The 25,752-nt window shown below is 70.1% G+C and carries 23 protein-coding genes; 10 read left to right on the top strand and 13 right to left on the bottom strand.

Going from position 1 to position 25,752, the window contains the following annotated elements:
- Positions 1 to 73: 73 nt before the first annotated feature.
- Positions 74 to 979 (bottom strand): LysR family transcriptional regulator, encoded by a 906-nt coding sequence (locus tag ACZ63D_RS03785; RefSeq protein WP_465352761.1) that lies wholly within the window; start codon positions 977 to 979, stop codon positions 74 to 76.
- A gap of 107 nt (positions 980 to 1,086) precedes the next feature.
- Here ACZ63D_RS03785 and ACZ63D_RS03780 point away from each other — a divergent pair, with 107 nt between their 5' ends.
- A complete protein-coding gene (locus ACZ63D_RS03780) occupies positions 1,087 to 2,310 on the top strand; it encodes an MFS transporter (protein WP_465352760.1) in 1,224 nt (407 codons plus the stop codon).
- A gap of 50 nt (positions 2,311 to 2,360) precedes the next feature.
- On the opposite strand, the gene ACZ63D_RS03775 is transcribed toward ACZ63D_RS03780, so the two are convergent.
- Together ACZ63D_RS03775 and ACZ63D_RS03770 are read right to left on the bottom strand one after the other, a co-directional pair.
- Positions 2,361 to 3,167 (bottom strand): ABC transporter ATP-binding protein, encoded by an 807-nt coding sequence (locus ACZ63D_RS03775; RefSeq protein WP_465352759.1) that lies wholly within the window; start codon positions 3,165 to 3,167, stop codon positions 2,361 to 2,363.
- Complete coding sequence (locus ACZ63D_RS03770) at positions 3,164 to 3,844, bottom strand: FadR/GntR family transcriptional regulator (RefSeq protein ID WP_465352758.1); 681 nt, start codon at positions 3,842 to 3,844, stop codon at positions 3,164 to 3,166. The genes ACZ63D_RS03775 and ACZ63D_RS03770 overlap by 4 nt, the downstream gene beginning before the upstream one ends.
- Positions 3,845 to 4,031: 187 nt before the next feature.
- On the opposite strand from ACZ63D_RS03770, the gene ACZ63D_RS03765 reads away from it, so the two are divergent.
- The gene (locus ACZ63D_RS03765) at positions 4,032 to 5,609 is read left to right on the top strand and encodes a choice-of-anchor A family protein (protein WP_465352757.1); all 1,578 of its coding nucleotides are present in this window, start codon (positions 4,032 to 4,034) and stop codon (positions 5,607 to 5,609) included.
- 138 nt (positions 5,610 to 5,747) lie between these two features.
- Here the strand turns inward: ACZ63D_RS03765 and ACZ63D_RS03760 are convergent, their stop codons facing one another.
- Positions 5,748 to 7,076 carry an FAD-dependent oxidoreductase gene (locus tag ACZ63D_RS03760; protein WP_465352756.1) on the bottom strand — a complete coding sequence of 443 codons (1,329 nt, stop codon included), beginning with the start codon at positions 7,074 to 7,076 and terminating at the stop codon, positions 5,748 to 5,750.
- Between the two features lie 81 nt (positions 7,077 to 7,157).
- Positions 7,158 to 7,772 (bottom strand): TetR/AcrR family transcriptional regulator C-terminal domain-containing protein, encoded by a 615-nt coding sequence (locus ACZ63D_RS03755; RefSeq protein ID WP_465352755.1) that lies wholly within the window; start codon positions 7,770 to 7,772, stop codon positions 7,158 to 7,160.
- Positions 7,773 to 7,831: 59 nt separating this feature from the next.
- Between ACZ63D_RS03755 and ACZ63D_RS03750 the strand changes: the two genes are divergently transcribed.
- On the top strand, positions 7,832 to 9,247 hold the full coding sequence (locus ACZ63D_RS03750) for an FAD-dependent monooxygenase (protein ID WP_465352754.1): 1,416 nt from the start codon (positions 7,832 to 7,834) through the stop codon (positions 9,245 to 9,247).
- Here the strand turns inward: ACZ63D_RS03750 and ACZ63D_RS03745 are convergent.
- From ACZ63D_RS03745 to ACZ63D_RS03735, 3 genes are read right to left on the bottom strand one after another with little or no spacing between them, the layout of a single operon-like run.
- Positions 9,244 to 11,346, bottom strand: coding sequence for an iron ABC transporter permease (locus tag ACZ63D_RS03745; RefSeq protein ID WP_465352753.1), 2,103 nt, complete (start codon positions 11,344 to 11,346; stop codon positions 9,244 to 9,246). The genes ACZ63D_RS03750 and ACZ63D_RS03745 overlap by 4 nt on opposite strands.
- Positions 11,347 to 11,350: 4 nt before the next feature.
- Positions 11,351 to 12,361: an ABC transporter substrate-binding protein gene (locus ACZ63D_RS03740; protein ID WP_465352752.1), complete on the bottom strand. Its 1,011-nt coding sequence runs from the start codon at positions 12,359 to 12,361 to the stop codon at positions 11,351 to 11,353.
- 28 nt (positions 12,362 to 12,389) lie between these two features.
- On the bottom strand, positions 12,390 to 13,220 hold the full coding sequence (locus tag ACZ63D_RS03735) for an ABC transporter ATP-binding protein (RefSeq protein WP_465352751.1): 831 nt from the start codon (positions 13,218 to 13,220) through the stop codon (positions 12,390 to 12,392).
- 188 nt (positions 13,221 to 13,408) lie between these two features.
- On the opposite strand from ACZ63D_RS03735, the gene ACZ63D_RS03730 reads away from it, so the two are divergent.
- The gene (locus ACZ63D_RS03730) at positions 13,409 to 14,758 is read left to right on the top strand and encodes an aminotransferase class I/II-fold pyridoxal phosphate-dependent enzyme (protein WP_465352750.1); all 1,350 of its coding nucleotides are present in this window, start codon (positions 13,409 to 13,411) and stop codon (positions 14,756 to 14,758) included.
- On the top strand, positions 14,758 to 15,450 hold the full coding sequence (locus ACZ63D_RS03725; RefSeq protein ID WP_465352749.1) for a GNAT family N-acetyltransferase: 693 nt from the start codon (positions 14,758 to 14,760) through the stop codon (positions 15,448 to 15,450). The genes ACZ63D_RS03730 and ACZ63D_RS03725 overlap by 1 nt, the downstream gene beginning before the upstream one ends.
- Before the next feature lie 53 nt (positions 15,451 to 15,503).
- Here the strand turns inward: ACZ63D_RS03725 and ACZ63D_RS03720 are convergent, their stop codons facing one another.
- The 4 genes from ACZ63D_RS03720 to ACZ63D_RS03705 all read right to left on the bottom strand — a co-directional run bounded on the left by ACZ63D_RS03720 (position 15,504) and on the right by ACZ63D_RS03705 (position 19,633).
- A complete protein-coding gene (locus ACZ63D_RS03720) occupies positions 15,504 to 16,493 on the bottom strand; it encodes a transporter substrate-binding domain-containing protein (RefSeq protein WP_465352748.1) in 990 nt (329 codons plus the stop codon).
- Positions 16,490 to 17,275: an amino acid ABC transporter ATP-binding protein gene (locus ACZ63D_RS03715; protein WP_465352747.1), complete on the bottom strand. Its 786-nt coding sequence runs from the start codon at positions 17,273 to 17,275 to the stop codon at positions 16,490 to 16,492. Before ACZ63D_RS03715 ends, ACZ63D_RS03720 begins: the two co-directional genes overlap by 4 nt.
- Entirely contained in the window at positions 17,272 to 18,246 is a 975-nt protein-coding gene (locus tag ACZ63D_RS03710; RefSeq protein ID WP_465352746.1) for an amino acid ABC transporter permease, read from the bottom strand. The genes ACZ63D_RS03715 and ACZ63D_RS03710 overlap by 4 nt, the downstream gene beginning before the upstream one ends.
- 151 nt (positions 18,247 to 18,397) lie before the next feature.
- Complete coding sequence (locus ACZ63D_RS03705) at positions 18,398 to 19,633, bottom strand: FAD-binding protein (protein WP_465352745.1); 1,236 nt, start codon at positions 19,631 to 19,633, stop codon at positions 18,398 to 18,400.
- Between the two features lie 65 nt (positions 19,634 to 19,698).
- On the opposite strand from ACZ63D_RS03705, the gene ACZ63D_RS03700 reads away from it, so the two are divergent.
- The gene (locus ACZ63D_RS03700) at positions 19,699 to 20,556 is read left to right on the top strand and encodes an NAD(+)/NADH kinase (protein ID WP_465352744.1); all 858 of its coding nucleotides are present in this window, start codon (positions 19,699 to 19,701) and stop codon (positions 20,554 to 20,556) included.
- Between the two features lie 66 nt (positions 20,557 to 20,622).
- Here the strand turns inward: ACZ63D_RS03700 and ACZ63D_RS03695 are convergent, their stop codons facing one another.
- Positions 20,623 to 21,054: a hypothetical protein gene (locus tag ACZ63D_RS03695; protein ID WP_465352743.1), complete on the bottom strand. Its 432-nt coding sequence runs from the start codon at positions 21,052 to 21,054 to the stop codon at positions 20,623 to 20,625.
- On the opposite strand from ACZ63D_RS03695, the gene ACZ63D_RS03690 reads away from it, so the two are divergent.
- The 4 genes from ACZ63D_RS03690 (at position 21,047) to ACZ63D_RS03675 (ending at position 25,279) form a co-directional block, all read left to right on the top strand.
- Positions 21,047 to 21,358 carry a VldE C-terminal domain-containing protein gene (locus tag ACZ63D_RS03690; RefSeq protein WP_465352742.1) on the top strand — a complete coding sequence of 104 codons (312 nt, stop codon included), beginning with the start codon at positions 21,047 to 21,049 and terminating at the stop codon, positions 21,356 to 21,358. The two genes, ACZ63D_RS03695 and ACZ63D_RS03690, sit on opposite strands and share 8 nt — an antisense overlap.
- 109 nt (positions 21,359 to 21,467) lie before the next feature.
- Positions 21,468 to 22,781: a M14 family zinc carboxypeptidase gene (locus tag ACZ63D_RS03685; protein ID WP_465352741.1), complete on the top strand. Its 1,314-nt coding sequence runs from the start codon at positions 21,468 to 21,470 to the stop codon at positions 22,779 to 22,781.
- Positions 22,782 to 22,928: 147 nt separating this feature from the next.
- Positions 22,929 to 24,824, top strand: coding sequence for an MFS transporter (locus ACZ63D_RS03680; RefSeq protein ID WP_465352740.1), 1,896 nt, complete (start codon positions 22,929 to 22,931; stop codon positions 24,822 to 24,824).
- Positions 24,821 to 25,279 carry a MarR family winged helix-turn-helix transcriptional regulator gene (locus ACZ63D_RS03675; RefSeq protein ID WP_465352739.1) on the top strand — a complete coding sequence of 153 codons (459 nt, stop codon included), beginning with the start codon at positions 24,821 to 24,823 and terminating at the stop codon, positions 25,277 to 25,279. The genes ACZ63D_RS03680 and ACZ63D_RS03675 overlap by 4 nt, the downstream gene beginning before the upstream one ends.
- Positions 25,280 to 25,752: the final 473 nt, after the last annotated feature.

Raw genomic sequence — 25,752 nt, 5'->3', positions numbered from 1 at the left:
CCGGTGTATCCAGGTACAGGAGACGCTGGCGCACCGGCTGCTATTCCGCACGCCGAGGACGCCCGGGGCCAGGTCAGAACTCCGTAATATCTCCCTCCGCCGCGGCCGCGACGAACAAGTCCAGCAGCGTCCGCAGGGCCTGCGACGGCGGCCGCTTCGCCGAGACGACGACGGTGAGCGGCCAGGTCAGCGACGTTTCGGCGAGGGGAATCGCCACGACGCCGGGGATGCCCAGCCGCGCGGTGCCGGGCAGGACCGCGACGCCGAGCCCGGCGGCGACGTAGCGCGGGACCGTGCGCAGGTCGGCGACTTCGGCGCTCACCCGGCGCGAAAGCCCGAGCGCGGCGAACTCACGGTCGACCGCCAGCCGGTTCCCGAAACCGCGCGGGCAGTCGACGAACAGTTCGCCGTCCAGTTCCGGCAGCTTGACCGCCTCGCGCTGGGCGAGCGGATGGCTCTCGGGCAGCACGGCGTAGTACGGCACGGTGGCCAGTCGCGTCGCGTCGAGGCCGCCCAGCTCCGACCGGGAGAGGCCGAGCAGCGCGACGTCCAGCCGGCTGTGCCGGACGTCGTCGGCGAGCCCGGACGAACCGGTGAGGGAGACCGTCAGATGCAGGTCGACCAGCGGGTGCCTGCGGTGGAACGCGCCGAGCAGCAGCGGAAGGTCGAACGCGTTCATGCTGGTCAGCGTGCCGATCCGGAGGCTCCCGCGCAGTCCGGCGGACGCCTGCTGCACCACCTCGCGAGCTCGCTCCACGGATTCCAGCGCCGCTTTCGCCTCGGGCAGGAAGAGCGCGCCCGCGGTCGACAGCGCGACCCGGCGGGTGGACCGGTCGAACAGCGTCGCGCCCAGGTCGGCCTCCAGCGCGCGGATCGTCGCCGAGACCGTGGACTGCGTGGCGAACAGCCGCTGCGCCGCTCGCGTGAAGCTGAGCTCCTCGGCGACCGCCACGAAGTACTCCAGCTGCCGAGTCTCCATCGCCTAATTATCGCTGAATACGATAACTGTGAACAAGACTTTTCGTTGGACTTGATGAGTCAACGGGCGGATCGTTTCAGGCGTAGGTTCCCGCTTGGAAGGTCGACATGGTCACCACAGCTCCGCCCGCTCTCACCGCCCCGGCCGGATGGCGCGTCAGCCACGGCTGGGGATTCCGGGTCATCGCGTTCGCGTTCGCCGCGTGCCTCGCGTTCTCCACTGTGCCTACCCCGCTGTACGCGCTTTACCAGCAGCGGGACGGCTTTCCGACGTTCCTGGTCACCGTGATCTTCGCCGCGTACGCGGTCGGCGTGATGGCCAGTCTCTACCTCGCCGGGCACGTCAGCGACTGGCTCGGCCGCCGTCGCGTGATCCTCGCTTCGACGCTCGCCGAGGCGCTGTCCGCGGTCTTGTTCCTGCTTTGGCCGGAGGTTCCCGGCCTGCTGATCGCGCGCTTCGTGTGCGGCGTGGGCATCGGCGCGCTGACGGCCACCGCCACCGCGCATCTGTCGGAACTGCGCGCGGTGAGCCGTCCGGACCAGGACCTCGGCCGCTCCGGCTTGATCGCCACCGTGGTGAACATGGGCGGCCTGGGGCTCGGCCCGGTCGTCGGCGGCGTCTTCGCGCAGTACATCGACAGCCCGCTGACCAGCACTTTCGTCGTGTTCCTGATTGTGCTGCTGGTGGCCGCGCTCGGGGTGTGCCTGGTGCCGGAGACCGTCGAACGGCGCGAGGAACGCCCGGCTTACCGGCCGCAGCGGGTGTCGCTGCCCGCCGGGGCGCGGCCCGCGTTCGTCGGCGCGGCGATCGGGGTGTTCGCCGCGTTCGCGATCACCGGACTGTTCATGTCGCTCGCGCCGACGCTGCTCGCCGAAGGGCTGCACCAGCACAGCCGGATGCTCGCCGGGGTCACCGCGGGTTCCATGCTGGCCGCGGCGGCGGTGGCGCAGGTGGTCTTCGCGTCGATGGCGCCGCGAGCGCAGTTGCGGCTGGGGTTCGTGCTGATGCCGGTCGGCTTGGCGGTGCTTTCGTTGGCCGCGTTGCTGCCTTCGCTGGCGTTGTTCTTCGCCGGGTCGGTGCTCGCCGGGAGCGGGATGGGGCTCGGGTTCCGCGCCTCGGTCGGGACGGTGGCGGCGCTGGCCGATCCGATGTCCCGGGGCGAGGTGCTGGCGGGGATCTTCCTGGCGGCTTACGCCGGGCTGGTGGTGCCGGTGCTGCTGGTCGGCATGACGCTGCTGTGGGTGCCGAGCCCGCTCGCGCTGGTCGGGTTTTCCGCCGCGGAGCTGGTGCTGCTGGGGTTTTCCGCGTGGCGGGTGCTGCGGACGGCTTGAGCCGCGGCGGAAGTCCGTGAAGGGCTTGTTGCAGCCCTTCACGGACAGTGTCAGGCGACTTCGGTGGACCGGGTGCGGGCGGCGCGGGCGCTCCACCGCCCGTCATGCCGGTCCACGCGGATCGGGTGGCCGAACGCCCGGCTGATGCTGGCCGTGGTCACCGCCTGCTCGATCGGCCCGGACGAGACCACCGAACCGTCCGCGATCAGCAGCGCGTGGGTGGTCGTTTCCGGCAGTTCCTCGAGGTGGTGGGTGACCACGATCGAGGCGAGCCGGGGATGGGTCCGGGTGAGCAGGTCGATCGTTTCGAGCAGCTGCTCGCGGGCGGCGACGTCCAGGCCGGTGGACGGTTCGTCGAGCAGCAGCAGCCGGGGGTCGCTGATCAGCGCGCGGGCGATCAGGGCGCGGCCGCGTTCGCCTTGGGACAGCGTCGGCCAGCGTTCGCCGGATTTGCCGCCGAGGCCGAGCAGGTCGATGAGTTCGTCGGCCTGCGCGAGGTGCGCGGGTGCCGGCTGCCAGCGCGGCGGCGTGTCGATGCTTCCGGTGACGCCAGTCAGCACGACTTCCCGGATGGTGAGCGGCGAACGCAGCGGATGCCGCGGGTCGACGTGCCCGATGCTGCGGCGCAACGCCTGCAGTTCGACCCGGCCGAGCCGCCCGCCGAGGACGTCGACGGTGCCGGAGGTCGGATGCGTGACCGCGCCGCAGAAACCGAGGATCGTGCTTTTCCCGGCTCCGTTCGGGCCGAGCAACGCCCAGTGTTCTCCAGCCCGCACGGTCAGGGTCACGCCGTGCAGAATTTCCTTGCCCTGCCTGCGGAACACGACGTCGGTCAGCCGCAGCACGACCTCGCTCACGAAAGGGCCTCCTTCAAGGCGGTCAGGTGCGCCCGGCTCAGTTCCGCGGCGGCGGACGCGTCCTTGTCCGCGATCGCTTCGACGAGCGCGAGATGCGCGGCTTGGTCTGCTTGAGCTTTTTCCGGGGCGGTGATCGGACGGGCCCGCAGCAGGTCGGTCATCGCGCGGTGGACGCGCGGAACGAAACTGTCGAAGAGTTCGGTTAGCACGTCGTTGTGCGCGGCGACGAGAACCGTGCGGTGGAACGCGGTGTCGGTGTCCACTAGGACCTCGACGTCTGGATCGCCGACCGCGCGCGCGGCGAGCGCGCGGCGGATCGCGCGCAGGTCGGTCGGCGTCCGCCGGTGCGCGGCGAGAGCGGCGGCTTCCGCTTCGATGGCGATGCGCGCCTCGATCACCGCGCCGATGGTCGCGCGCCGCAGCACCGCGTCCCAGTCCTCGGCGACGTCCAGCGCGGTCACGAAAACCCCGGATCCCTGGCGGGAATCCAGCACGCCTTTGCCCGCCAATTCGCGGATCGCTTCGCGCAGCGTCGAACGGCCGACGCCCAGCTGTGCGGCCAGCGTCGTTTCCCCGGGCAATTTGTGGCCCAGCGGCCATTCGCCGGCGCGAATGCGTTCCAGGAGGACTTCGGCGGCCTGCGCGGCGAGCGGGTGGCGCTGCACGAGAGGGGGCATCGGAGGGCTTTCTGGTCGACCGGCGCTGCGAGAGCGAGGCTACTGCGGGACATTCGCCCGGCGGGGTGTCGAGTGTGGAGTGTCACTAGTCTACTTGTCTGAGGAGTACGCGATTTTCTGACCCGTTCGGGTGGGTTACGGTGTTTCGAGTGCCGGATTTCGGCCGGTCCGGGTAAGGATCGGCCGCATGCGTGCCAGGAAAATGGCCGTCGTGGGCGGAGCGCTCGCCGCGGCGGTGTGTGCGGTGGCGTTCGTGGCCGGTCCGGGCGCGAGCGCCGCTCCGCTGCCCGGAGGTCTGGGGCCGTGCGTCGGCGACGCCTGCCCGGGCAAGTACCCGCCGGTCAACAACGGGTCGTTCGCGGGACGGGACAGCGGCATCAACGTCTTCGCCGGCGGCGATTTCCGGGTGCGCGAAGCGGCGGCCGAGGCGGAAGGCCGGGTGGTCGTGCTCGGCGGCTTCGACATGGCGAAGCGGCCTGGTGTTTCCTCGGTCTACAACGTCGGCATCGTCGGCGTCGGCTCGCGGGTGCCCCCGCCGGACGGCGCGGATTTCCTCACCACCGGCAAGGACGTCACCATCGCGCCGAACCAGCGGCTCCTCGCCGAGGGCGGCGTCGTGCGGTACGGCGGCACCGTCACCGGAACCGTGGTCGGCACGCTCAAACAGGATCCGAACGCGGTGGAGCAGTACCGGCAGCTCCGGCCGCAGCTGCAGGAAGCCAGCACGTGCTACGGCAAGGCCGCGGCGACCGGGACGGCGAAGAACGAGGGCTACCGCACGCTGTTCACCGGCGACGGGAAATCCGCGCTGCAGGTGTTCAACGTCGACTTCGACCTCACCGGCCCCGGCGGCGGCATGCAGGGCCTCGAGTTCGCCGGAATCCCGGCGGGCGCGACGGTGCTGGTGAACCTCGTCGGCGGCAACCGGGTGATCAACACCTACACCGGCGACCTCGCCGACCAGGACCCGATCAACCACCTCCGCGAGAAGCTGCTGTGGAACTTCCCGGACGCGTCGAAGGTGAAGATCGCCGGGCAGGCGCAGTTCCAGGGCAGCGTGCTGGTCGGCAACCCCGCCAGCGACACAACGGTCAGCGCGTCGGGCACCAACGGCCGGTTCTTCACCGCGGGCAACCTGCTGCACACGTCCGACGGCGCGGCGGGCGGGCAGGAGTTCCACGCCTATCCGTTCACCGGGGACCTGCCGGACTGCACGGTTCCGACGACGACTCCCACGACGACCAGCACGACGTCCAGCACGACCAGCTCCAGTACGACGACGTCGACCGAGCCGACCAGTTCGACCAGCACCACGACGTCGAGCACGGAGCCGACCAGTTCGACCACCACGTCGACTTCTTCCACGACGACTGAGCCGACGAGCACGACGTCGACCACGACGACTAGCACCACGTCGTCCAGCACGACCTCGTCGAGTGCCACGTCGACCACGTCCAGCAGCTCCGCGACGTCGACCGTTCCGACGAGTTCGTCCTCCAGCGCGACGTCCTCGAGTTCGCAGCCGACGTCCTCGGCCAGCAGCACGAGCCCGGCGACGTCCAGTTCGTCGTCGGAGGCCCCGGTCCCGATCACGACCACGAGCGACAACTCCGGCGGCGTTGCGCCGGGCACCGGCCCGTCGGACCAGGGACCGCTCGCCTCGACCGGCGCGGACATCCGCGGCTACCTGATCGGCGGCGGCGCGTTGCTGCTCATCGGCGGTGCACTGGTCGCGGCAGTGGCGGTTCGCCGCAAGCGCTCCTGACGAAAGCCGTGAAGGGCTCCTTGGGGAACCAGATTTCCTCAAGGAGCCCTGTCACGGCAGGCAGATGGTGAGGCGAGGCCTTCGGCTGTGAGTTCCGTGAGGGGCCCCGAGGGACCTCACTGGCTGTGTGGGTGGCCCTCACGGATCTTGCCGGACGGGGCGGCCTGTTAAGGGCTCATTCACGGGCCTTGCCGGGCGGGGCTGGCTGTGAAGGTGGCCCTCACCGACCTTGCCGGGCCCGAGTCGGTCAAGGCGGGCCCTCCCGGCTAGCGGGCGGCGGGAGTGCGAAGCGCGGTACTCGGCAGCGCGCGCCTCGTACGCGCGGAGTTCTTCCTCCCGGTCCGGCACGTCCCGCGGGCCGCCGTCCGGCTGGTCCGCGAAGAAATCCCGCAAAGCCGCGTTCGCGTCGGCGGCGAGGGGGCCGGTGCGGGCGAACATCGCTGTCTCGTAGCGGGTCAACGCGGCTTCGACGGTCGGCTCTTCGTGCAGGGCGTGCGCCAATTCCGCACCGTCGAGCAGTGCCAGGTTCGCGCCGTGGCCGCCGAACGGGGCCATCGCGTGCGCGGCGTCTCCGAGGACGGTGATGCCCGGGACTCGGTTCCAGGTCAGGGGAGCGGGCAGGGCGGTGAACGCGCGGGCTACGTAGTCGCCGTCGTTGTCGGTCAGCAGCGGACGCACGGTCTCGCCCCAGTCGCGGAATTCGCGCAGCAGGAATTCCCGTACTGAGGCGCGGTCGGTCAGGTCGACACCTTCTCGCGCGGCCCAATCCTCTTCGGCGCGGAAGGCGACATAGCCGCGGATCACCCCGTTGCTGTTGCGTTGCACGATCACCGCCCGGCCGGTGCCGTCGGTGGTGAACAGCTGCCCGTTGCCGACCAGGGCCGCGATTTCCGGGTGCCGGGTCTCGACTTCGTCGAACCGGACGTCCAAAAAGGACACTCCAAGGTACTCCGGCTTCGCGTCGGTGAGCTGGCGGCGCACCTTCGACCAGGTGCCGTCCGCGCCGATCAGGACGTCGGCGTCCACTGTGGAGCCATTGGCGAACTTCAAGCGGTGGATGCCGAATTCCGTGGTCAGTTCGGTGAGTTTGTGTCCCCAGTGGATGGTTCCGGGCGTCAGTCGCTCGTACAGCATGGTGCGCAGCTGGCCGCGGTCGATTTCCGGGGCGGCGGTGTTGTCGTCGGCGGGGACGAACTCCTTCAGCAGGGCGCCGTGGTGGTCGCGCCGGGTCATGGCTTGGCCTTCGACGCGGGCCACCGCCTGGAAGTCGGACAGCAGCCCGGCGTCTTCCAGGGCGATCTGCCCGCTGTCGGCGTGCAGGTCGAGTGTGCCGCCGGGATCGCGTGAATCCACGGCGGTGTCGGCGTCGTAGACGGTCGCGGCGATGCCGTGGCCGTGCAGGACGTGTGCGGCGAGCAGCCCGCCCGGGCCGCCGCCGACGATCGCGATGCGCGGTGTCTCGTTCATGGTTTCCCCTCTCGTGCCGGTGTGGTCTGAACCGAGCATAAGTGAAACCATGCAAAAAGTGCAACAGTACAACTTAGTGAGTCATTGCACCTTGGCGTGCTTCGCCTCCAGTCCGGCGAGGACGATGCCGAGGGCGTAAGCGAAGCTGTCCTCGACCGTGCTCCCCGCCGCCTGCCGGTCCCGCATTCCCTGTGCCATCAGCGGAAACGGGATGGTCTCGAGGGTGGCCTCGACGTCGTCCGGCCAGGTCTGGTCCTCGACGGCGCGGCCGAGGATGAAGTGGAGGTACACCCCGGCGCACCGGGTCGCGTCGGCGAGCGGGAACCCGGCGCGGTGCAGCACGTCCACCGCTCGCTCGGCGAACTCGCCCAGCGAGCGAGCGATCCGGAGGTCGGCGCCGAGCGCGATGCGTGCGCCGTCCCGGTGGCCGAGGAGGGCGGCATGCAGGGCGGTGCCCGCCTGCTCCAGCCAGGACAGCCATGGGGCGTCCAGTGGCGGGAGGTTGTCCACGACTGGGGCGACGAGGGCGTCGGCGAGGTGGTCGAGCAAGGCCCGTTTGCTGCTGAAGTGCCAGTACAGCGCGGGTGCCTTGACGCCGAGCTCGGCGGCGAGGCGGCGCACGGTCAGTTTGTCGAGGCCATCGGCGTCGACCAAGGCGAGCGCGGTCCGGACCGCGGCGGGGATCTCGATCGGCATAGGCGTTGCCTCCTTAACTAGTTCAGGGCAGTCTAGTCTTTAACTAGTTAAGGAGAGTCATGGACGCAGACGTGCTGGTCGTCGGAGCGGGACCGGTCGGGTTGTTCCTCGCCGCGGAGCTCCGGCTCGGCGGCATCCGGCCGCTGGTGGTGGAGCGGCTCGCGCGACCCGCGACGGAACGGAGGGCGCGCGGCATCGGCGTGCTCGCGACGGAGGCGCTGACCCGGCGCGGTCTCGGGCCGCGGCTGGCCGCGGCGCACGAGGCGGGAATGCGGGATTTCGAGCGCGATCACGGCAGTCCGCTCGGTCATTTCGCGAACATCCACAAGCTCGTCCCGGACGAGGACCGGCCGCGTACGCACATCTGGCAGCCGGAGCTGGAACAGGTGCTCGCCGGACACGCGGAAGCGCTCGGCGTGCCGGTGCGCCGGGAGCATCGGGTGACGTCGATCGAGTCCGATGTGGACGGTGTGGCAGCGATTGTCGAGACACCGCGCGGAGAACAGCGGATCACCGCGGCTTACCTTGTGGGTTGCGACGGCGGCCGAGGGAAGATCCGCCGCCTCGCCGGGTTCGGCTTCCCGGGCACGCCACCGCTGCTGCGCACGCTCGCGGGCCGGGTCCGGTTCGACGGCCCGGTGCCGCCCGCCGGGCGATATCCCGGCGGGACTTTCCTGCACGGCGGCAGCATGGCCGGCGTCACCGAGTTCGCCCGCGACGGAGAACCCGACGGTCCGGTGACTCCGGCCGAACTGGCGGCGGCGATCCGGCGGGTGACCGGCGAGGACGTCGTCGTGGCCGAGGTGCGCGATTCCCGCCGGTTCGCCGATCAAGCACGCCAGGCCGACGACTACCGGCGCGGCCGGGTCCTGCTCGCGGGCGACGCCGCGCACGTGCATTCGCCGAGCGGCGGGCAAGGGCTCAATCTCGGCCTGCTCGACGCGGCGAATCTCGGCTGGAAACTGGCCGCGGTCGTGCGCGGGGAACTGCCGGACACGCTGCTGGACAGCTACTTCCGCGAACGCGGCCCGGTCGGCGCGGCGGTGCTGCGCAACACCCGGGCGCAGTCGGCGTTGCTCGCGCCGGGGCCGCACGTCGACGCGCTCCGGGAGATCGTGGCCGAGCTGATGGATCTTCCGCAGGCGAACCGGTATTTCTCGGAACTGCTGTCCGGAGTGTCGGAGCGGTACGAATTCCCTTACCCCGCCCAGGAAGCAGTCGGGTTGCACAGTCCGGATCGGTCCCTTGTGGACGATGACGGCCGGATGACCCGCCTTTCGGACCACACTCGCACGGGACGAGCGGTGCTGGTGCTCGATCCGGACAGCCGCGACCTCGCCGCACTGGCGACCGGGCGGGTCGAGGTGGTGTCGGTGACGAATACCGAGTCGTTCCTGCTGCGCCCGGACGGGGTCATCGCGTGGGCTGGGGGAGAAGCCGAGCTGAAAGTCGCGCTGGACACCTGGTTCGGCTAGGCGTTCGCGCGGCTCCGCCACAGCAGCCAGCCGAAATACGGCGCCCCGATCAGCGCGGTCACCAGGCCCGCCGCGATCTGGGTCGGGGCGAGGACGGTGCGTCCCAAGGTGTCGGCGACGCACACCAGCACTGCTCCCAGCGCGGCCGCCACCGGCAGCGAGCGAGCGTGCCGCGAACCCACCAGCGCCCGCGCGGCATGCGGGGCCACGAGTCCGACGAAACCCAGCGCGCCGACCGCACACGCGGCGGCGGCGGTGAGCACCGCGGCGAGCGCGGCGAAGGCGAGGCGAGAGCGGTCCAACGGGACGCCGAGCACGCGCGGTACGTCCTCGTCCAGCGAGACCAGGTCGAGCGTCCGTGCGCTGGACAGGGCGATCGGCAACGCGATGACCAGGCACAACAGCACCGGAAGGACCTGGCTGAACTCCCGGCCGTAGGTCGACCCGGCGAGCCAGGTGAGCGCCAGATGCGCGTTCCACGGCGAAGTCAGCACCACGACCAGCGTCGTGATCGCCTGGGCGCCTGCGCTGACGCCGATGCCGACCAGCACCAGCCGGTCCGACGAAAGCCCGCGACCGGCCGAGCCGCGGCCGGTGGCCAGCCAGTGCACGAGGGCGAACGTCGCGAACGCGGCGACGGTCGCGGCGCCCATCATCGGCCAGATACCGATGCCAGGCAGTAGAAGCACCACGCTGATCGCGCCGACGCTCGCGCCCGGCGTCACGCCGAGGAGGCTCGGTTCGGCCAGCGGATTGCGGCAGATCGCCTGCACCAGCGCGCCCGCGACGGCCAGCGCCGCCCCGCCGAGCAGCGCGGCGAGCATCCGCGGCCAGCGCAGGTCGAGCGCGAACGACACCTCGGTGCCGGACACCCCGCGCAGCCAGTTCAGGACGTCGCCGAGCAGCACGATCCGGTCGCCGAGCAGCAGCGCGGCGATCACCGCGCCGACGAGCGCGATCACCAGCACGACGCCGGTTCCGGCTACCCAGCGGCGGGATCGGACGGTGCCGTGGGTCCCGCGTGCGGACGGAGTGCCGGAGGGCTGCCGTCGGGCCAGCCAGACCAGGACGGTCGCGCCAGCCAGGGTCGTCACGACACCGGTCGGCACCGAAACCGCTTTGTCCGCCGGGACGAGAGCGCGCAGCAGGACGTCGGCGGCGGCCACGACGAGTGCGCCGGTCAGCCCGGAGAGCGGCAGCAGCAGCGGATGTTTGCCGAGCCCGGGGACCCGGTTGGCCAGCAGCCGCGCGATCACCGGCGCGCACAGGCCGACGAACCCGATCGGTCCGGCGACGGTCACCGCGACCGCCGAAAGCAGCACCGCCACGACCACGGCGAAGGTGCGCGTGCGGCGGACGTCGATGCCCAGCACGCGTGCGTGGTCGTCGCCGAGGCCGAGGACGTCGAGCCGGTGCGCGAGCAGAAGGGTGGCCAGGACGCCGACCGCGATCACCGGTGCGGCAAGGGAAACCTGCCGGAGTCCGGATTGGACAGTCGTGCCGCTGCCCCAGCCGTACAGTCCGGCGGTCCGCTCCTGGAACAACATCAGCAGCACGGACGTGAGCGCGGTCAGCGCCAGCGCGATCGCGGACCCGGCGAGCACGAGCCGGGCCGCTCCGCCGCTGCTGCTGCGCGCGACGAGCAACACCAGCCCGGCCGCGGCGAGACCGCCGATGAAGGCGACGATTCCGTTGACGTAGAAGGGAAGCGAGATTCCGAACGCCGCGACGCCGACCACCGAGACGTACGCACCGGCGTTGACCGCGAGCGTGTCCGGCGAGGTGAGCGGGTTCCGCGCCACCGACTGCAGCACGCAGCCCGCGAACCCGAGCGCCAGCCCCACCAGCAGTGCTGCGGCCAGCCGGGGGAGCCGGCTGGCCACGAGCACTGCCACCGCCTGGCTGCGCGCGTCGTCGTCCGAGCCGGGGAACACCGCGCGCAGCAGTTCGCTGAGCCCGACGTGCGACGTGCCTTGCAGCAGATGCACGGCGGACAGGACGAGCAGCGCGACGATTCCGGTCAGGAAGATGACGGACGCGGTGAACCTCGGCGTGCGCGACGCGAGCGGCCGGGCGGGGGCAGGGGCTGGTGCGGTCATCGGATCAGCGCGTCAAAGCGCCGGTGAGCGCGTCCACGTAGGCGATCGCCGACTTCGGGCCGCCGAACATCCAGATGCCGTCCGGGATCCGGTGCAGCTTCGAAGCCTTGACGAACGGCAGCTGCTTCCACACCGCGTTGCCCGCGAGGTCCTGGGTGAAGACGTCGGATTCGGCGGCGTTGGCGGCGTAGACGAAGGTCGTCGCCGGGTCGGTGATCTTGGTCAGGCCTTCCACGTCGGTGGGAGCGAGGCCGTAGACCTTGTCGCCCTCGCCGGTCCACTGGTTGGCGGCGCCGAGCTGTTCGGCGACGCTGCCAAGGAACGAGCCCTTCGTGTACATCCGGACGGTGACCGTGCCGGAGGTCGAATAGCCGTCCGCCATGACGAACTTCGCCCCGGACTTGCCCGCGCCGGCCAGCTTCTTCTTGCCCTCGGAGACCTTGGTGTCGAATTCGGCGAGCAGCTTGCGGCCCTGCTCCTGCGTTCCGGTCGCCTCGGCCAGCGTGGTCACGGTCTTGCGCAGGTAGCCGATCGGGTCGGCCGAATCCGAACCGCGCAGGGTGAGCACCTTCGCCTGCTTCGAGAGCTGCGCGATGACGTTGTCCGGCAGGTCGGTAGTGGTGACCACGAGGTCCGGGTGCAGCGCGGCGATCGCGTCGAGGCTCGGCTCGCCTCGGGTGCCGACGTCCGGAGTGGACTCGGCGAGCGGCATGATCTTGTCGTAAGTGTTGTAGCCCTTGACGTCCGCCGCGCCGATCGGCTTCACGCCCAGCGCCAGCAGGTTCTCGGTGAGGCCCCATTCCAGCGACACGATCTTCGCGGCCGGCGCGGGAAGGTCGACCTTGCCGCGCTCGTCGGTCAGGTGGACCGGGCCGGAGGGTTTCGCGGAGGCGGCCGCTCCCGGGTCCGCGGGGGTTTCGGTGGTGCCGCACGCGGCGAGCGCGAAGGCCGCGAGCATTGCCGCCGCGGTCGTCAGGACCGTTCTGCGGGCAGGACGGGAGAACACACTGGACACGGGGTTTCCTTCGAACTAGAGGGACGGGTCAAGCTGAGCGGACCGGCCGCGGCCGGGAGGTGTGCCGTCCGACCGGGCGTGTGCGGACGTGCCCCTCGTCGTCGACGTGGACGTCGATGCGCAGGCCGTAGACGTCGCTGAGCAGGTCGGCGGTCAGCACTTCGGCCGGGCGGCCGGCGGCGCGCACGGCGCCGCGGCACAGCAGCACCACCTCGTCGGCGACGGCGGCGGCCTGGTCGAGGTCGTGCAGCACGAGGCCGACCGCGACGCCGTGCTCGTCGGCGAGATCGCGGACGAGGTCCAGCGTTTCGATCTGGTAGCGCAGGTCGAGGAAGGTGGTCGGCTCGTCGAGCAGGACGACGCCGGTGTCCTGGGCGAAGCAGGTGGCCAGCCAGACGCGCTGCAGCTCGCCGCCGGACAGCTCGTCCACCGGACGCTCGGCCATTCCGTCGACACCGGTGTGCCGCATGGCCCGCTCGACCAGCTCCGGCCCCTCGGGATCGCCGGAGCCGAAGCGGCCGCGGTAGGGGTGCCGGCCGTAGGACACGACGTCGCGCACGCGCACGCCGCCGGGCGTGGGGCGCGACTGGGTCAGCAGCGTGACCTGGCGGGCGAATTCCTTGGGGGACAAGGCGAGCGCGTCCTGGCCGGCCAGGGTGACGTCGCCCGCGGTCAGCGGATGCAGCCGGGCGAGCGAGCGCAGCAGCGTCGATTTGCCTGAGCCGTTCGGCCCGACCAGCACGGTGACCGCGCCCGCGCGCAGCACGATCTCGGCGTCGCGCACCACCGGTTTCGCGCCGTAGCCGAGCGCGAGCCCGGTGCCGGCGAGCGCCGGTGCTTCCGGCCAGGTGTGACTCATGAAGGTTAGCCTAACCTGATCGAGTGAAATTCCGAAACCGGACACCGCGGCGGTGTCGGACGTCACGGGCGTTTTGTACCGGGCGGCCCCGCCAGGATGTGAAACGCCTTTGCCGCGTGCCGTTGCCGCTCTAGCTTCTGATCGGGTCAGAGGTTTTCGGATTTCCGGGTGACGAGGGGAGCCGGTGCGTGGCCACGGGCGAACTCGCGACGACGACGCTGCCGGTCGGGGCAGGCTGGCTCGGGTCCCGCATCGGCGAGCGCACGGCGCGGGGCGTGGCCGGGACGGTGTCCGGCCTGATCCGCGACGGGGAGGTGCCGCCGGGCACGCGGCTGCCCACTGTGCGCGCGCTGGCCGCGGAGCTTTCGGTCAGTCCCACGACGATCGCGGAAGCGTGGTCGCAGCTGCGCGCGGCCGGACTGATCGGCACCGGCCGGCGGCGCGGGACGATAGTGCTGGAACCGCCGACGAGCCCGCCGCCGGAACGGGCGTTTTCCGGCTGGCAGACGGTCGACCTGGAACACGGCCTGCCGGATCCGGCACTGCTGCCGCCGCTGGAGGACGCAGTCGCGGCCGGAGTCCACACGGAACGGTTCGGCGGGCCGGTCAAGAACTCGATCACGCCGCAGTTGCGCGCCGCGGTGAAGCCGACGTGGCCGTTCGCCGCCGAATCGTGGACCGTCGCGGCGGGCGGGCAAGACGGGATGCTGCTGGCCTGCCAGGCGGTCGCGCGGCCGGGCGATGTCATCGCGCTCGAAGCGCCTACCCTGCCGTGGTTGCGCGAATTGCTGCGCCGGTCGCGGATTCACGTAGTGCCGGTGCGCTGCGACGAGAACGGGCCGCTGCCGTCCTCGCTGGCCGCGGCGTTGGAACACCGCCCGGTCGCGTTTGTTTATCAGCCGCGCGCGCAGTCTCCGCTTGGCCATTCGGTTCCGGCGGACCGCCTCGCGGAACTCGCCGCGGTACTGTCCGAAGAGGACATCGCGGTGGTGGAGGACGACGATTTCGGTCCGCTGGCTTCGGCTCCGTCGCTGAGCCTCGGGACTCTGTTGCCCGGCCGGGTGTTGCTGGTGCGGTCGTATTGCACTGCGTTCGGAAGTGAATTGCGCAGTTGCGTGATCGGCGGTTCGGCGGTGCTGGTCGAACGGGTCCGGCAGCAGCGGGGGCCGGGGACGGTGTGGTCGAGCCGGATTCTCCAGGACGCGCAAGCGTTTCTACTGACCGACCCGGGAAGCGGGGAACTGCTGAACCGGGCGCGGCATCGGTACGCGCATCGGCGGGCGGCATTGACGGAAGCGTTGCGGGAGCACGGAATTTCCGTGCCGGTGCGGGACGGCTTGACGTTGTGGGTGCCGGTTCCGGAGGAATCGCGGACGTTGATGACGTTGGCGGCCAACGGGGTTTCGGCCGGGTCGGGAACGCGGGCGGGCAATCCGGGGACGCCGCATATTCGCGTGGCGACGGGACAGCTGCCGGACGATCCGGCGTTGGTGGCGGATCTGGCGCGGATGATCGCCCGGGCTGCCCGGCGGGCTTGATGTCTGTTTTGGACAATCCCGCCTGGGCGTCGCTGAACGGTCCGCACGCTGGATTCGCGGAGCGGGCTGGGCAGGCAGCGCGCTATCCGGTGGATGTTTCGGTTTTCCTGGCGGTGCCCGACGAGCCGTCCCCCGGGGTGTGGGACGACATCGCCGCGCTTGCCGGGCCGGGTGCGGTGGTGCCGGTTTTCGCCCAGGCGGGGCCGCCTCCGCCGGACTGGGAGCCGCTGGAGAAGACGGCCGGGGTCCAGCTGGTGGACGCCGAGGTCGAGGCCGCGCCCGATCCGGAGGCGGTCCGGCTGACGGTCGCGGACGTGCCGGAGATGCTCGATCTGGTTGCCCGCACGAAGCCTGGCCCGTTCTTGCCGCGCACTGTTCTGCTCGGGACGTACCTCGGCATCCGGCACCGTGGCGCGCTCGTCGCGATGGCGGGGGAGCGGCTGCACCCGCCGGGATGGACGGAGATCAGCGCGGTGTGCACCGACCCGGCCTATCGCGATCGGGGTCTGGCCGGGCGGTTGGTGCGTGCGGTGGCCGCTGGAATCCGGGACCGGGGCGAGACGCCGTTCCTGCACGCGGCGGCGGCGAATGTGAACGCGATCCGGCGGTATGAGGGGATGGGGTTCCGGTTGCGGCGGCGGACCGCGTTCGGCCGGGTGCGCATTCCGGACGACTGGCGGGCTGCGGCTTGAGCTGGTGGAGTGCCCGCGCCGAGGAAAACCGGCACCGGCACTCCACCAGGCGGTCAGGAATCGCTCAGCGGAAGGCCCGGCGGATTGATGTCCGCCTTCTTCACGGCCTCGTTCTCCAGCCCGTACGCGGCGAGCCATTTCGCGTACTGGCCGTGCTGGATGAGATAGTCGATCGCCGCGGCCACCGGCTTCACGAGGCCGTTGTCTTTTTTGGTCGTCGCCGCGATCAAGCCCTGCAGCTTGGCTCCGGCCCCGGAGTACGTGCCCGCGCCGCGGGTCGGGTTCGGGGTCTTCGCCGTCTGGGTCACGTGGTAGGCGATGCTCGGGTTCGGCGAAAAGTACGCGTCGATCCGGCCGGACGCCAGTGCCAGATACGTGCTGTTCTTGTCCGCGAAATTGCGCACGTCGAGTTTCTTGCCCTCGGCGGCCAGCTTCCGCTGCCATTCCCGGAGGATCTTCTCCTGGTTGGTCCCGCTGTCGACGGCGACGGTCTTTCCTGCCAGGCCCTCGTAATTCCCGTCGAAGTTCCACGGGTTCGCGCGGTTCGTCTCGAACCCGAGGTTGTCCTCGCGGTAGGCGGCGAAGTCGAAGCCTTGCTGCTTGCGCTGTTCGGTCACCGTGATGTTCGAGAATCCGGCGTCGAACTGGCCGCTTTGCAGGCGTACGAACAGGTTTTGCCACGACGCGTTCTGCACGTCCGGCTCCAGCCCGAGCACCGCGGCGACGAGACGGCCGAGGTCGGGTTCGGCACCGGTGAGGGTGTGCTGGTCGGCTCCGATGTACGCCAGCGGCGGGAATCCCGACGGCAGTGCGCCGACGCCGATCGTCAGCTTGCCCCGGTCGAGAAACTTCTTCGGCAGTTGCGCGCGGATCTCGGCGACGACGGGCACGGTCAGCGAAACCGGATGTGCGTCGGCGGTGTTCGCGGCGACGGAAATGGTTTGCGTGCCGTTCGCGCTGGTCGACGCCTGGGTGCTGCCGCCGCACGCGCTGGCGAGCAGCGCGACCGCGGCGAGTACGGGCAGGATTGTGCGGGTTTTCATGCGTTCTCCGGGATTTCGAGGTGGGCGACTTTTCCAAGGAAGGCCCGGGTCCGGTCGTGGCGAGGGCGGTCGAGGACGGCGGACGGCGGTCCTTCTTCGACGACGCGGCCTTCGTCGAGGAAGACGACATGGTCGGCGATCTCGCGGGCGAAGCCGATCTCGTGCGTCACCACGATCATCGTCGTGCCGGAGCGGGCCAGCTCCCGGATCACGGCCAGCACTTCGCCGACCAGTTCCGGATCGAGCGCCGACGTCGGTTCGTCGAGGAGAATCAGCCGCGGTTCGAGCGCGAGCGCCCTCGCGATGGCGACCCGCTGCTGCTGACCGCCGGACAGTTGCCTCGGATACGCCCCAGCCCGGTCTTCCAGGCCTACGCGGACAAGCAATTCCTTCGCCCGGGTCTCCGCTTCGCCACGGGCCAGCCGTTGCGTGACGATCGGCGCTTCCACGATGTTGTCGAGGATCGTGAGATGCGGGAAAAGGTTGAAATTCTGGAATACGAATCCGATCCGGGACCGCTGGCGCAGAATCGCGCGCTCGCTCAACTCCTTGAACCGGTCGCCGTGCACCCGCACGCCGACGAGTTCGCCGTCGATGCTGACGTAACCGCTGTCCAGGCGTTCCAAGCGGTTGATCGTCCGCAGCAAGGTCGATTTCCCGGAACCGGACGGCCCCAGCACCACAGTCACCTGCCCGCCGGGCGCGGTCAGGTCGATTCCGTCCAGCACCCGGGTTCCGTCGTAGGTCTTGACCGCGCCGCGAACGCGGACCTCGGCGCTCATCGGGTTACCCCCAGCGTGCGCAACCGGGCGCGGAACCGCTGGAACGGCGTCGGCGGGACGGTGCGCAGCGCGCCGCGGGAAAAGAAGCGCTCGACGTAATACTGGAGCACTGACAGGACGCTGGTGAGAATGATGTACCAGACCGTGCCGACGAGCAGCAGCGGAATGATTTGCCCGCTGTTGGTGCTGGCCTGGGTTTCGACCACGCCGAACAGTTCCAGCAGCGACGTGATGTAGACGACCGAAGTGCCTTTGAGCAGTCCGATCAGCTGGTTCGCGTAGGCGGGCACAATCGCGCGGGTAGCCTGCGGCAGGATGATCCGCCGGTATTGCCGGGATCGCGGAAGCCCGAGCGCGGCCGCCGCTTCGAGCTGGCCCTGATCCACCGAAAGCACGCCAGCGCGCACGATTTCCGCGGCGTAAGCGGCTTCGTTTAAGCTCAGGCCGAGTACCGCGACGACGAAGAAACTCAGCACGTCGGTGGCGCTGAAGCTCAGAAACGACGGGCCGAACGGGATTCCGATGCTGAGGGTGCTGTACAGCGCGGTCACGTTGGCGAGGAACAGCAGCAGCACGATTAGCGGAATCGAGCGGAAGATCCATACGTACGCCCACGAAACCGCCTGAAGCAGCGGGTTTTTCGACAGCCGCAACAAGGCGAGAACAATCCCGCCGACGAGTCCGAACACCGCGGCGAGGCCGGTCAGCTCAAGGGTGAGCAGCAGCCCGTCGAGGATCACCGGGCGGAAGAACCAATAGCCGAAGACGTCCCATTGGAACACCGGATTGGTGATCAGGGCATGCGCCAGTTGAGCGAGCAGCACGAGCACGACCGCGGCGGCGACCCAGCGGCCAGGGCGGCGCAACGGGACGGCTTTCTTCGCGGCCAGTTCGCGCAACCGCGCTTCACCGGGCGGTTCAAGACCTGCGGACGGCGCCGGCACGGCGCGCAGCGTCGGAGGAGAACTCACAGTGGCTCCTGGAGATCGCGGAGAGGGCGATCGCCACTGTGACCCGGCGGGTTCCCGGCTGTCGAGTGTCCTTTCGGGACTCCCACATGGTGAGCGTGCTGGCACGGACGGAGGTTTTGTACCAGCTTTGTTACTTACTGTCCACTATGGACTATCGAAGCAAGTGCCGCTCCAGGAACGGATTCCGGAACTTGCCCGCCGGGTCCAGCGCGGCCGCCAGCTCCCGGAACTGCCGTACCCCTTGATGGTCCAGATCCAGCACCGCGCCGTGGAACAGCTTTCCCCAATGCGCGCGAACGCCAAAGGGCACCAGCTTCTCCTCAATCACCGGCAGCATCGCTTCGACCTCCGGCTGCCGCTGCTGCCAGGTGAAATGCACCGCCACCCGATCACCGCCGTACGCCGGGCTCAACCACTGCCCGTCACCGGCGACAGTGCGGATTTCCGACACCACCAGCAGCGGCGCGATCCGGTCGCCGATACTGCGCAACGCCTCGAACGCCGCGGCCGCGTGCTCGCGGGGCACGAAGTACTCGCTCTGCAATTCCGCCCCGACGCTCGGCGCGAATTCCAGGCGGAAATGCGGCAGCCGGTCGTACCACGGTCCGGGAACGCCGCCTTGCACGGTGGTGTTTTCCGCCGAAATGCCCGCCGCGTGGGCGGGGTGGCGCGGGCCGTCGGCGGGAAGCGCGCCGAACAGGGATTCGGGAATCTCCGCTGGGACGCGGTTTTTGAGCAGGACTTGGTCGACCACGTCGCGCGCCCAGTTCGTGAACAGGCTGACGCTGTAGCCCGCGGCCTGGATTTCGTCGAAGCGCTCCAGGGCGGCGGACCACGGGAGGGCGTCGAAAACGTCTTGGCGCACCAGGAAAGCCGGTTCCAGGTCGAGGGTGAGGCGGGTGAGTGCGCCGAGTGCGCCGACGTTCACCACCACTCCGGGAAACTCGGCGTCGGCGCGGGAGAAGGTGCGCAGGGCGCCGTCGGCGGTGAGGAGTTCGACCGCGGACACTGCTGAGGCCAGTCCGGGCAACCGCTGTCCGGAGCCGTGGGTGCCGGTCGCGACGCTGCCTGCCACGGTGATGTGGGGGAGTGATGCCAGGTTGGCCAGGGCGTACCCGGCCTCGTGCACCTGGGCGACTACGTCGCCGTACCGGGTCGCGCCTCCGACGGTGAGTGCCGCGGAGTCGATTTCCGGTGCGCTGGGCACGGCGGAGAGATCGAGTTGGATGCCGTCCGGGCTGTCGGCGACGGTGTTGAAGCTGTGCCGGCTGCCGAGGGCCTTGACCCGGACGGCGCTGGCGACGAGTTCCTGCGCTTCCGCGAGGGTGCGCGGGGCTACGGCCTCGCGTGCCCGGTAGGTGAGATTGCCCGCCCAGTTTTCGCTCACGAGCGCCGAGCCTAACCGGCCCCGGCGCGGCAGACTGGGGGCAGGCCGAGACGAGGAGACCCGACATGCATTCCGCTGGACTCGTGCTGCACCCGCGCCGCGATTCGCAGGCCGCGGTCGACGCGGTGCTGGACTGGGCCGCCGGACGCGGGATCGAGATCCTCGGCATCGGGGACGAAATCGACCGGGTCGACTGCTCGGCCATCGGGGTCCCGCCCGCTGAGCTGGGGAAACGGTCGGATCTGCTGGTCAGCCTCGGCGGCGACGGCACCATGCTGCGCGCGATGCGGCTCGCCGACGGGCAGAACGCGCCGGTGCTCGGCGTCAACCTCGGGAAGCTCGGCTTCCTCGCCGAGGTGGACGTGCCGGACCTGCCGCGGGCGTTGTCCGCGATCGACCGCCAGGAGTTCACGGTCGAGCCCCGGCTGGCCGTGGACGCGCGGTTCGGCGGCCGGACCGAGACCGCGTTCAACGACGTCGCGGTGGTGCGCGTGCCCGGTGACGGGAGTGCCGTGGTCGCGGTGCTGGTGAACGGCGAACAGTTCGTGAGTTACGCCGCAGACGCGGTCGTGGTCGCGACGCCGACCGGGTCCACCGCGTACAGCTTCTCCGCCGGAGGGCCGATCACGAGCCCGGCTGTCGAGGCGCTGCTGGTCACGCCCGCCGCGCCGCATTCGGCGTACAGCCGCGGTGTCGTGCTGTCGGTGCACGACACGGTGACGCTGGAGGTGCTGCCGTCGAGCGGTCGGCTCGCGGTGGAGGTCGACGGTCAGGTGGCGGGGTATGTCGGGCCTGGCGAAAAGATCGACCTGCACGCCCGGCCGAACGCGGCCCGCGTCGTCCGGCTCGGCATGACGACGTTCTACCAGCGCGCCCGGCGCAAGCTGCGGCTCACCGATTCGGCGGAGATTCCGCTGTCCTGAGCAGGTCGCGCGTTCGTCTGGTAATCGCGCGCTGACCTGCGGTGATCTCTCTTCCTGTGCCCGCTGTCACTTGTCGGTGACATTGCCGTGTCCTATTCGTAATGTCGTGGCGGCTTTGCGGACCCGAACGAGGAGATGGTGGTGCGAGGTGTCCGGTAGACATCGGGACGGATCGAAGTCGTGGCGGCTGCCGACCGCGGCGGGCGTACTGGCCGTCGGCGCGCTGGCGGTGCCGGTCTGGCTGACCGCCAGTTCGGTCGAGCCGGAGCAGATCCCGGCCGCTGCCGCGGAAATGCACGCGTTCAGCGCGCCGCGGCCGTCGAGCACCGTTCCGCCGACCACTTCCACCCCGCCTGCGACGTCCTCCAGTGCTGCCCCCACGACGTCTTCGTCTGCGCCGACCAGTAAAACGACTTCGCGCGCACCGGAAACCCCGCCGGCGAAAGCGTGTTCGTCCACTTTGGCCGGAACCCAGCCCGCGGTGGCCCAGGTGGGCAACTACCTCAAGGAAAAGTTCTCGGTGGATTCGGTCGGCGGCCGGGCCGGGCGGTCCGGGGCGAGCGACCATCCGGCCGGTCTCGCGCTGGACTTCATGGTCGACACCAAGACCGGAAACGCTTTGGCCGCTTACGTTCTCGAGCATCAGGACGAGTTCGGCGTCAAGTACGTGATCTGGCAGCAGCGCTACAACGACGGCGGCGGCTGGTCGGCGATGGAGGACCGCGGCGGCGAGACCGCGAACCACTACGACCACGTCCATGTTTCGTTCGAGCGCGGCGCGAAGGTGTCGGTCACCTGCTGACACCCGACTTTCGGAGGTGGGCCGGATTCGCCCCGGAGAGCACACTGTGCGCTGCCGATTGGTCACCGTCCGCGCGTGGTGACCTTCCTTCGCTGCGTGAGGAGCTCCGATGGCGGGCAAGTTCTCGATCCGGCTCACTCTCAGCGTCGCCGGAGTGCTGATCGCACTCGGCGGCACCGCGACCGCCACGGCCGCCGCCGCGCCGGACGATCCGGTTTCGTGGCGCGTACCCGCTACGCCCGCCGAGGCGGCTTCCTTGGCCCGCGCCGGGTTCGACGTCGCCGAGACCAGTCCGGGCGTGGCGTATGTGATCGGGAACCAGGCGGTCGCCCGGCAACTGCGGGACCGGGGCTACGCGCCGGAATTCTTCGACACTGTCTACAAAGGAGTGACGACCCACGCCGCGGGCGACACGTTCTACGGCGGCTACCGGACGGTCCCGGCGCAGGAAGCGCACCTCGCGAAAGTGGCGGCGGCGCATCCGGATCTCGCGACCGAGTACACGATCGGCCAGTCGTGGCGCAAGACCCAGGGCAAGGGCGGCCACGACATCAACGCGATCTGCCTGACCAAGAAACAGGACGGCGACTGCACGCTATCGACGAACTCCCCGAAGCCGAAATTCGTGCTGATGGCACAGATCCACGCCCGGGAAATCTCGACCGGCGAACTCGCCTGGCGCTGGATCGACTACCTCGCCGACGGGTACGCCACCGACGCCACCGCCAAGTCCATTTTGGACACCACCGAGGTGTGGGTGGTGCCGATCGCGAACCCGGACGGCGTCGACATCGTCGCCTCCGGAGGCAATTCGCCGAAACTGCAGCGCAAGAACGCGGACACCAGCAACGGAAACTGCGGTGGCACGAACAACGGCATCGACCTGAACCGCAACTCGACCTTCCGCTGGGGCGCGGACTCCAACTCGCCGTGCGCGGAGACCTATCAGGGGCCGGAGGCTGGATCGGAACCTGAAGTGCAAGCCCTGGAGAAGCTTTTCCGCTCGATCTACCCCGAACAACGCGGCAGCGGCGACAACGACCCGGCGCCCGACACCGCTCGCGGCACGATGATCACTTTGCACAGCTATGGAAACGACATCATCGTCCCGTGGGGATTCACCTCCGACCCCGCGCCGAACGACGCCGCGCTGCGCAAACTCGGCGCGAAGTTCAGCGATTCCAACGGGTATTTGGTGGGCACCAACACGGAAACCGTGGGCTATTCGACGAGCGGCACCACGGATGACTTCACCTACGGCGCGCTCGGGGTGGCCAGCTTCACGTTCGAGGTCGGCGGACAGAGCGGGAGTTGTGGTGGGTTCCTGCCGCGGTATTCGTGCGTGGACAGCACGTTCTGGCCGAAGAACAAGGGCGCACTGATCACGGCGGCCCAGTCGGCGGCGGCTCCGTATCAGCAGTGAGGTGCGGTCGGGGCCAGGCGTGCGTCGCCTGGCCCCGACGCGTCGCGTCTCCGCGAGGACTACCGGCAGACGATATGCGCCGAGCGATTGATTGCATGCTCCAGGTTGAGGCGGCCACGGTGACGGACGAGGTCGATCCGGTCGCGCTTGTGGCAAGCCGAGGAGTCCGATCCGCGCCTGCCTCGGGCGCTGCTCGAGCTGTACGCGTCCATCGAGAAAGCTAACCTCGGACACCTGCACAACGCCTACTTCATTCACCCCCTCGCCTGGGTGGTGGACAGCCTGCACCGCGGCGACGTTCCTGCCTGGGCTCCCGAAATCAGTGCTGAGCGGCTCGCGGTTTTCGCGTCGGACGGCGGCGGGCGCATGTTCGCGGTCGGATACCGCAGCGGAGCGGTGTTCAGGCTTCCGGTCGGCGGTGTGGCGAACCAGGTCTACGACGGCTCGATCGACGCCATCGGGCCGGGCGAGATCGCGAAGGTCATCCCGGATTTCCTGGCCCGGCTTCTGCGGATCGCGCAGGCCTGCGCCGACGAACCATGCGACGCCGAAAGCCTCGTCAGGCGACTTATCTCACCCCGTCGATCAGGCAAAGAGAACCGTCCCGGGGCTGCCATATGTACGTACATCCCGTACATTAGTTCTGTAACAGAACTACCTGAGCGGGAGGCGGCAGTGACGATCGGCCTGGAGCGGGCTCGGCCGGCGGTCGTGCGGGATCATCCGAAGGCCGGGTGGTTCGCGGTCGGCGCGGTGTGTTTCGGGGCGTTCATGGGGCAGCTCGACGCCAGCATCGTCACGCTCACCTTTCCTGCGCTGCAGCAGGAGTACGGGGCTCCGCTGGCCGCCGTCCAGTGGGTGTCGCTGGCGTATCTGCTCGCGCTGGTGGGATTGCTCGCGGCGGTCGGGCGGGTCGCGGACGCGGTCGGGCGGAAGCTCACCTACGTGCAGGGGTTCGGGGTGTTCACCGTCGCGTCCGTCGCGTGCGGGCTCGCGCCGTCGCTCGGCTGGCTGGTCGCGTTCCGGGTGGTGCAGGCGATCGGCGCGGCGATGTTGCAGGCCAACAGTGTCGCGCTGGTGGTGCGCAGCGTGCGCGAGGACCGGGCACGCGCGGCGTTGGGGGTGCAGGCGGCTGCGCAGGCGTTGGGGCTCGCGCTGGGTCCGGCGGTGGGCGGGCTGCTGGTCGACACTGTCGGCTGGCGGTGGGTCTTTCTCGTCAACGCGCCGGTCGGGCTGGCTGGGCTGATCGCCGGGCGGTACCTGTTGCCGCGGACTCGCGAACGCACGCCGCTGGGCCGGTTCGACGGGGCGGGCGTCGGGCTGCTGGCGACCGCGTCGACGGCGTTGCTGCTGGTGATTTCCGGAGTGTCCGGGCTGGACCTGCCGGGGTGGCTGCTGCTCGTGCTGGCTGCGGCGGCGGTGAGCGCGGCGATCGGGTTCGTGCTGCGGGAGAAGGTCGCGAGCAGCCCGATTCTGCGGCTGTCGGTGCTCCGGCCGCCGGTGGTGTCGCTGGGGCTGGCCGGGGCGCTGTGCGGATACCTCGTGCTCTTCGGGCCGTTGACGCTGCTGCCGCAGGTCCTCGGCACGGCGGGCGGGACCGGTGCGGTGCTGACCTGTCTTCCCGCCGGGTTCGCGGTGGCGGCGGTGCTGGCCGACCGGGTGCTGCCGAAGCGGCTCGGCGCCCGCGGGCGCACCGTGCTGGGCGCGCTCGTCGCGGCGGCCGGATGCGCGGCGCTGGGGCCGGCGTCCGCTCCTTGGGAGGTGGGCGTGTCGCTGGTGGCGGCCGGGCTCGGTCTGGGAGTGTTCATTCCAGCCAACAATTCGGCTGTCATGAGCGCGATCCCGGCGCGGATGTCGGCCACCGGAGGAGGACTGGTGAACATGGCGCGCGGACTGGGGACGGCGCTGGGCGTGGCGCTGGTGACGCTGTGCCTGCACACCGGCGGCGAACCGGCCGCGCTGGCGGTGCTGGCCGGGGCCGGGGTGCTGGCCGCGGCGACCGGGCTGGCGGCACGCCCTGCCCGCCCGGAGCAGGCTCGGTGACCGCGCCCGAACCCGCGCTCGCCGACGTCGTCGCGCGGCTCCGGCGAGCCATGCGGCGAGCCGCGCGCACTGCCGATCCGGACAACACGCTGTCGGTCGCGCAGCTGGAACTGCTGTCGTGCCTGTTCGAGAACCCCGGCGCGCGGCCGAGCCGGATCGCGCAACTGCTGAAACTCGCGCCTAATTCGGTGACGACCATGGTCACCGGGCTGCGGGCGCGGGACCTCGTCACCCGCACCAGCGGCGGCGACGACCGGCGGACCGTGGCGCTGGAACTCACCGACACCGGCCGCGCGGCGGTCGAACGGTGGCAGGGGCACAACGCCGCGATCCTGGCCGCGGCGCTGGACGGGGTGCACCCGGCGTGGCGGCATTTGATCGCGGCGGCGGTGCCTGCGTTGAACGAACTGGTGGGGGCGATTGACGCGTTGGCGGAGTCTGGTCAGCCGAGTTGAGTTGGGGCGGGGTTGGAGGGGTTCGGCGTGGCGGCGTTTGATTGCGGCGGTGGTGCCTGCGTTGGACGAGTTGGTGGGGGCGATCGGCGCGTTGGCGGAGTCTGGTCAGCCGAGTTGCCGGGGATGCTGGGGCGGTATCGGAAGGGTGCATCCGGCGTGGCGGCGACGGTGCCTGCGTTGAACGAGTTGGTGGGTGCGATTGACGCGTTGGCGGAGTCCGGTCAGCCGAGTTGCCGGGGATGCTGGGGCGGTATCGGAAGGGTGCATCCGGCGTGGCGGCGGTGGCGCCCGCGTTGAACGAGCTGGTGGGGGCGATTGACGCGTTGGCGGAGTCTGGTCAGCCGAGTTGAGTTGGGGCGGGGTTGGACGGGGTCCGGCGCGGCGGCGGTGCCCACCCTGAACAAGCTGGCAGACTCCGGTCAGCCGAACTGAGCTGGACCCGATGCGGAGTCGGCCGCGGAATCCGGGCCACC

The sequence above is a fragment of the Amycolatopsis sp. NPDC104775 genome, from assembly GCF_055583325.1.
This window is presented reverse-complemented; position numbering and strand designations above follow the sequence as displayed.

Bases quoted from the DNA above. Each gene is read 5' to 3' on its own strand.
- ACZ63D_RS03735 (WP_465352751.1), bottom strand. From the start codon at position 13,220: ATGAGTCACACCTGGCCGGAAGCACCGGCGCTCGCCGGCACCGGGCTC.
- ACZ63D_RS03785 (WP_465352761.1), bottom strand. From the start codon at position 979: ATGGAGACTCGGCAGCTGGAGTACTTCGTGGCGGTCGCCGAGGAGCTC.
- ACZ63D_RS03780 (WP_465352760.1), top strand. From the start codon at position 1,087: ATGGTCACCACAGCTCCGCCCGCTCTCACCGCCCCGGCCGGATGGCGC.
- ACZ63D_RS03770 (WP_465352758.1), bottom strand. From the start codon at position 3,844: ATGCCCCCTCTCGTGCAGCGCCACCCGCTCGCCGCGCAGGCCGCCGAA.
- ACZ63D_RS03755 (WP_465352755.1), bottom strand. From the start codon at position 7,772: ATGCCGATCGAGATCCCCGCCGCGGTCCGGACCGCGCTCGCCTTGGTC.
- ACZ63D_RS03715 (WP_465352747.1), bottom strand. From the start codon at position 17,275: ATGAGCGCCGAGGTCCGCGTTCGCGGCGCGGTCAAGACCTACGACGGA.
- ACZ63D_RS03750 (WP_465352754.1), top strand. From the start codon at position 7,832: ATGGACGCAGACGTGCTGGTCGTCGGAGCGGGACCGGTCGGGTTGTTC.
- ACZ63D_RS03765 (WP_465352757.1), top strand. From the start codon at position 4,032: ATGCGTGCCAGGAAAATGGCCGTCGTGGGCGGAGCGCTCGCCGCGGCG.
- ACZ63D_RS03685 (WP_465352741.1), top strand. From the start codon at position 21,468: ATGGCGGGCAAGTTCTCGATCCGGCTCACTCTCAGCGTCGCCGGAGTG.
- ACZ63D_RS03720 (WP_465352748.1), bottom strand. From the start codon at position 16,493: ATGAAAACCCGCACAATCCTGCCCGTACTCGCCGCGGTCGCGCTGCTC.
- ACZ63D_RS03725 (WP_465352749.1), top strand. From the start codon at position 14,758: ATGTCTGTTTTGGACAATCCCGCCTGGGCGTCGCTGAACGGTCCGCAC.
- ACZ63D_RS03700 (WP_465352744.1), top strand. From the start codon at position 19,699: ATGCATTCCGCTGGACTCGTGCTGCACCCGCGCCGCGATTCGCAGGCC.
- ACZ63D_RS03760 (WP_465352756.1), bottom strand. From the start codon at position 7,076: ATGAACGAGACACCGCGCATCGCGATCGTCGGCGGCGGCCCGGGCGGG.
- ACZ63D_RS03745 (WP_465352753.1), bottom strand. From the start codon at position 11,346: ATGACCGCACCAGCCCCTGCCCCCGCCCGGCCGCTCGCGTCGCGCACG.